Genomic DNA, 5,388 nt, shown 5'->3' with positions numbered 1-5,388 from the left:
ATTTGGATGCCTTAGAAACTACTACTTGTGATGGCGTTTATAAATTAACAGCAGAACAGCTTCAAGACCATTTCTCCGAAAACAAATTAACTTTAGGTCTAAGCACAATATCAATTTTTGGTGACTGGGAAGGAAGGCTGTTAAATGCAAAACATGAATTAGAGGGCATAGAATTTAACGTTAAAAAAAACATTTTAACAATTATATTTTTAGACGATTACTTATTAAAAGTAAGAAATCCAAGGCTAATTTTCGTGTCTAGTACGTATTTAAAAATTGTGAAAGCTACAGAAGTTATGTGGCAGACAAAAGATGATTTGCAGTACAGTTATTTAATCAAGGGAAATAAAATAGAAACTAAAAGTAACACTGATTGGAAGCCACACCAGTATGATATTGGAATAGGAATGAATGCAGTTTACTTACAAGGATAAAAACATACCGCTAACAAAAAATAAAATTTACAGCGAAGCTGTTCGGCATAAATGCCTAATTTTATTCAAACGTTAGCAAAAATTATGAAACAAACATTTTTAGCCATATTAAACTTTTTGCTTCTAATTCCAATTTTTGGATTTTCTCAACTATCAGTTGAAGAACATTTAGGAATGGAAAACCTTAATAAACCTGAAGTATTTGAATCAAAAATTCTCTTTGCCAAAACTACAAAGGACAGTTGGGACGGGAAATCCTTTTCGTCAATTACTATTACGGACTTGGACGGAGAGAATCAAATCAAACTTACAGAAAGTGAATATGATTACGACCCAAAATGGTCAAAAGACGGCAAGTGGATTTCATTTATATCTTATCGTAATAATTTGCAACAAATTTATATTGTACCAAGCGTAGGTGGAGAACCAAAAATGGTTTCTGACGCTCAAAATTATATTTCCAACTATCAATGGTTAAATGACAATACCGTAGCCTACGTTGATGACGAACCACGAGATAGTATTTTGGTGGCAGAAGAAGAGAAAAACGGAGGTGGTTATCGAGTAGGTACTGAATTTTATACTAATGCACTTTGGGCTTACAATATAGATTCTGGCAAAAAGAAAAAAATTACAGATGGGAGTTATAGAATAATTGATTTAGATATAAGCAAAGACGGTCAAAAACTTGCTGTCATAGCATCCAAAAACTATGACACATACGAATCGATTACCAATAATTGGATTGAGGTAATCGATATTGAAAGTGGTAATTCAATCTACAAATTCAATGATGCCAATTCCTTAAACAATATAAAGTTCTCACCTTCGGGCAATCAACTTGCATTTGTTGGCAACACCGAAGGATTTGCTTCCAACGATGGACTTTTCATAAGCAATATCCAAACAAGAGAAACTAAAAATATGACCTATGAATTTGACCCAACTGTTGAAAAAATACAATGGATTGACGAAAAAAACATAAGTTTCTCTACACCAAAAAATGGTTACACAGGTCTTTATAACTTAAATCTCAAAGGTAAAATTACCCCAATCATAAATTCATACTGGGTTATCTATGATTTTCAAATTGTCAAAAATAAAATCTACTTTTCTGCCTCACGCAGTTCAAAAACAAAACAACTTTATAAATTAAATCTTGACGAAAAGCCCGAAAAAGCATTACAAATAACGAAACTAAATGCAGAATTAAACCCTCAAATTAAAACTTCAAGCGGTATTCTAAACTACGAAAGCGAAGACGGCACAAAAGTCCAAGGAATAGTTTCATATCCAATAGAATATGACAAATCTAAAAAATACCCGCTTATGGTCATTCCTCACGGTGGTCCAGATGCAGTAGTTATGGATGATTTCAACTGGATGGGCCAATTCTTTGCTGACAACGGTTATGTAGTTTTCCAACCAAATTTCAGGGGCAGTATTGGATATGGTAGAGATTTTTATGCAGGCAACAGAAATGCTTTTGGACATACTGACTTTGAAGATATAATGGCGGGAATTGATAAATTAATCGAATTGGAAATTGCAGACGAAAATAGACTTGTCATTGGCGGTTGGAGTTATGGCGGTTATATGGCAAATTGGGCAATAACGCAAACAAATAGGTTTAAGGCCTCAATTAGTGTCGCTGGTGTCTCGAATTTAGTAAGTCTCTATGGCCAACACGAATTTAGCAACAGAAAAGTAGGACTTTGGGAATATAAAGCATTACCAATCGACAATGTTGAAAATTATCGAAAAGCATCACCGATATTTTTTGTGAAAAAGGCAGAGACACCCCTCTTAATATTACACGGTGCAAATGACAACAGAAGTCCAACCTTACAGGCTTGGGAAATGTACCGAGCAATGCAAGATGCGGATAAAGAAGTTGAGATGATTATTTACCCAAGAGCAGGACACAATATTTCAAATCCTGTACAATTCAAAAGTGTACTTTATAAATGGCTAAATTGGGCTGATAATCACATTGGGAAAAAATAACTTTTGCTAACAATGTATAAAAAAAATAGGGCAGAAAGGTGCTTAAACAAAGGCTTTGGCGTATTTTCGAGGTCGCCAAATCTTTTGATTTGGCCTTTAGAAAAATAAGGTAAAAACAAAATGCAAAAGATTTGGCTTGTGCTTAAACGGAAAGGTCATCGCTTACCACCAGCCCTACTTTTCTTATACTAGACGTTGTACGTTATTGAATTAGATGAAAAGTATTTTTTTAATATTGTTTTTAACCACTGTTTATTTCAATGGTTTTGCTTGCACTTGTAGCGGGGCGAACGAATACTCGAATGGTGAAAGAAACCTAGAATGGTGGAATGACAGTGAGTACATTTTTAAAGCAACAATTGACAGCACAAGAACTGAAGATGAATGGAGTCAAAAATTGTTTTTCACAGTTACAAAAAAGTATAAAGGAGACATTGGAAAAACAGTGGAGTTTTACGCACCTAGTTTTGGTACTTCATGTGAGTGGAACCTTGAAATAGAAATTGGAAAAGAATTCATTATTTACGGATACTTAGATGAAAAAGGGGAGCTAACATCTCACTTTTGTAAAGGTTCTCAACAAATTTACAAACAAGAATATATTGACTCATTGTATGCGGATGTCAATTTTTATCGAGTAATTATGAACCAGAGAATTCAATTTATTTCGGAAGTCACAAACTTTCCAGATGGTTTAGTTAAGACATACTATTCAAATGGAAATATAACGGGTAAGGGGAACTTTGAAAATTACAAACCAATAGGCTATTGGAAATATTACTCTTTTGATGGTGAAATTACATCCGAAGGCAGGTATAAGAACTACAAGAAAAGTGGAGTTTGGATAGAAAATATATATAAAACTAGATCATTTGAAAATGAAGATGGTTCTCACAATGTTGATTTAGTTCTAGAAGGGTTTAAAAAAGGAAATTACATTAACGGTGAAAAAGTGGGCGTGTGGAAAACTTATGACCGAAATGGAACGCTAACCGCCACGGAATGAAAACAACGTACAACAACAAGCAAATTTCATAGCTGTTTCGTACCTTACAGCAACGCAAATTTGCTCAACCGTTACCAGCAATTAGATGAAAGAGATTATTAACACTAGCCATTTAAGTAAAGAAATTGAGATTCTTGCTAATCTTGGTAAAGCTGAGATATACGCGTTGAATGTATTAATCGATCTGACTGAAAACAGTAATGAAAAACTAGTTTCAACGGAGTATATAGAACTGATTACAAATCTCGGGAATCTGAACTTCTATTCATTGGGATGTACACAACATTGGTATGGAGAATATGAAATTGATATCGTTGAAGGAACAAATGATGAACTGAATGATTTGATATCTGACTCTTCAAAACGTGGAGAAAAGAATATTGACTTAATTGGATTTGCTGATTGGAATCAGTTGAAAGGAGAAATAATTAATGAAATCGTAATTTATAGTGCAGGAGAAAAAGCGTTCAACTTACTTAGGTTACGAAATGAAAAAACGCATAGTAAAATACATTACATTCAATTTTCAAGTATTAATGATGTGTTGTTTTCTATTGGATTTTATGGGTTAAAATCAAATCAAACACTTGAAGATTATTCTTGGATCGGAGACTTAAGAATAAACTATAAACATAGAATAAACAGGAATGAAATGATGAAGTGGGATTTAAAAGAAATTTACAAAAAAAGCTGGTAACAATGTATATGAAATCATAGCACCCTTCGGGATGCTACGCTTCATATACTAATCGTTAGGGCACATTAAATTAATAAATGCCATTTGTACCTTTTAAAATAGTTTTCGTTATTCATACACTATGAAGTCAATTTTTATCATATCCATTCTCCTGTGTAATTGCATATATGCTCAAGAAGCCTTAAACATAACTCAATGGGGTAAAGATCGAGAAATTAGTGGAAAACAAGATTTTTATGCTTTCAACTATTTAAAAGTAAAATCAATTGAAGAATCTACTTATTTTAGTGCAACGGATTCTTCCAAGTTCATTCAAGAACCAACCTTAGTTTTGGAATTTGACACTTTAGGTAGATTAAGGACTAAAATCTATAATTTTCATAAAGAATCAAAATTTAGAGGCCCTTTTACCACTATACCAGATACTTCTGATGGTACTAGTGGTAAGTATTTGTTTAAGTCTATTGATACTTCGATCACTTATATAACCAGTAGGTTGGTTTATAGCTATCCCGAAGAGAACACTGTAGTCACTGAAGATCTCGTACCAAAAATATATCCTACAACAGGTGTATTAGATGGAATATATATTCGTTCTGATAGTTTACGAAAAGAAACAGTTCTTACTAAAACTGATTCTAGAGGAAGAATTCAAGAATTGACATATTTCGTTAACGACAAAGAAGTACGCAAAGAAAGATATGTTTATCAGTCATTTAGCAATAAGGGAAATACGAATAAATTATTAATTAGAATCGAATGTATTGAAGGAAATAGTAATTTCTATGAGATAAGATTTAAGTACGAATTTTCTAATTAACCACCTGAACAAGAAAACATGCCCTAACACAAAATAAATATCAGCGCTACGCACCGCCAGCATAAATGCTTATATTTATTCAAACGTTAAGTTCAATCGCGGTGTTGCCAAGGGATTCCAAGCAAAATGTATAAGTGTATGGTAAGGGTGTGAAAAGGGTTAATCACGAAATTCAGCTACTGTCGTAGCTTCTGATTAATTCTGAGTGCGATGCACTGTCAAATCTCGATTTGTAAACGTGTAACGTATTAAGAATTAAGAAGTCGAAGGTATAGATCAAAAATGATAAATGCAAGTTTTGGCGTGAACTAGACCTGAAAAAGTTCGTAATTAAGTGTGTAAGAACCATACAATTATACAGTTCAAATCAGACTGAACGAAGATGACATATCAACCATATATCACATTAAGATCTGATTTATTT

Annotated in this window: 5 protein-coding genes; all 5 read left to right on the top strand. The window is 33.2% G+C overall.

Features of this window, described 5'->3' with window-relative positions; all coding sequences use genetic code 11:
* Positions 1-434, top strand: a 434-nt coding sequence (locus tag T367_RS25085; protein WP_169736086.1) for a hypothetical protein, incomplete at its 5' end; no start/stop codon positions are given.
* An 84-nt stretch (positions 435-518) separates the two neighbouring features.
* Positions 519-2,441: a S9 family peptidase gene (locus T367_RS0118145; protein ID WP_169736085.1), complete on the top strand. Its 1,923-nt coding sequence runs from the start codon at positions 519-521 to the stop codon at positions 2,439-2,441.
* A gap of 214 nt (positions 2,442-2,655) precedes the next feature.
* Positions 2,656-3,447: a hypothetical protein gene (locus T367_RS0118140; RefSeq protein ID WP_027421116.1), complete on the top strand. Its 792-nt coding sequence runs from the start codon at positions 2,656-2,658 to the stop codon at positions 3,445-3,447.
* 85 nt (positions 3,448-3,532) lie between these two features.
* A complete protein-coding gene (locus T367_RS0118135; protein WP_027421115.1) occupies positions 3,533-4,144 on the top strand; it encodes a hypothetical protein in 612 nt (203 codons plus the stop codon).
* 121 nt (positions 4,145-4,265) lie between these two features.
* Positions 4,266-4,964: a hypothetical protein gene (locus tag T367_RS0118130; RefSeq protein ID WP_027421114.1), complete on the top strand. Its 699-nt coding sequence runs from the start codon at positions 4,266-4,268 to the stop codon at positions 4,962-4,964.
* Positions 4,965-5,388: the final 424 nt, after the last annotated feature.

Origin of the sequence: Crocinitomix catalasitica ATCC 23190, from assembly GCF_000621625.1 — a bacterium.
Taxonomy (GTDB): domain Bacteria; phylum Bacteroidota; class Bacteroidia; order Flavobacteriales_D; family Crocinitomicaceae; genus Crocinitomix; species Crocinitomix catalasitica.
The sequence above is the reverse complement of the archived record's forward strand: the minus strand, read 5'-3'. Positions and strand labels throughout refer to the sequence as shown.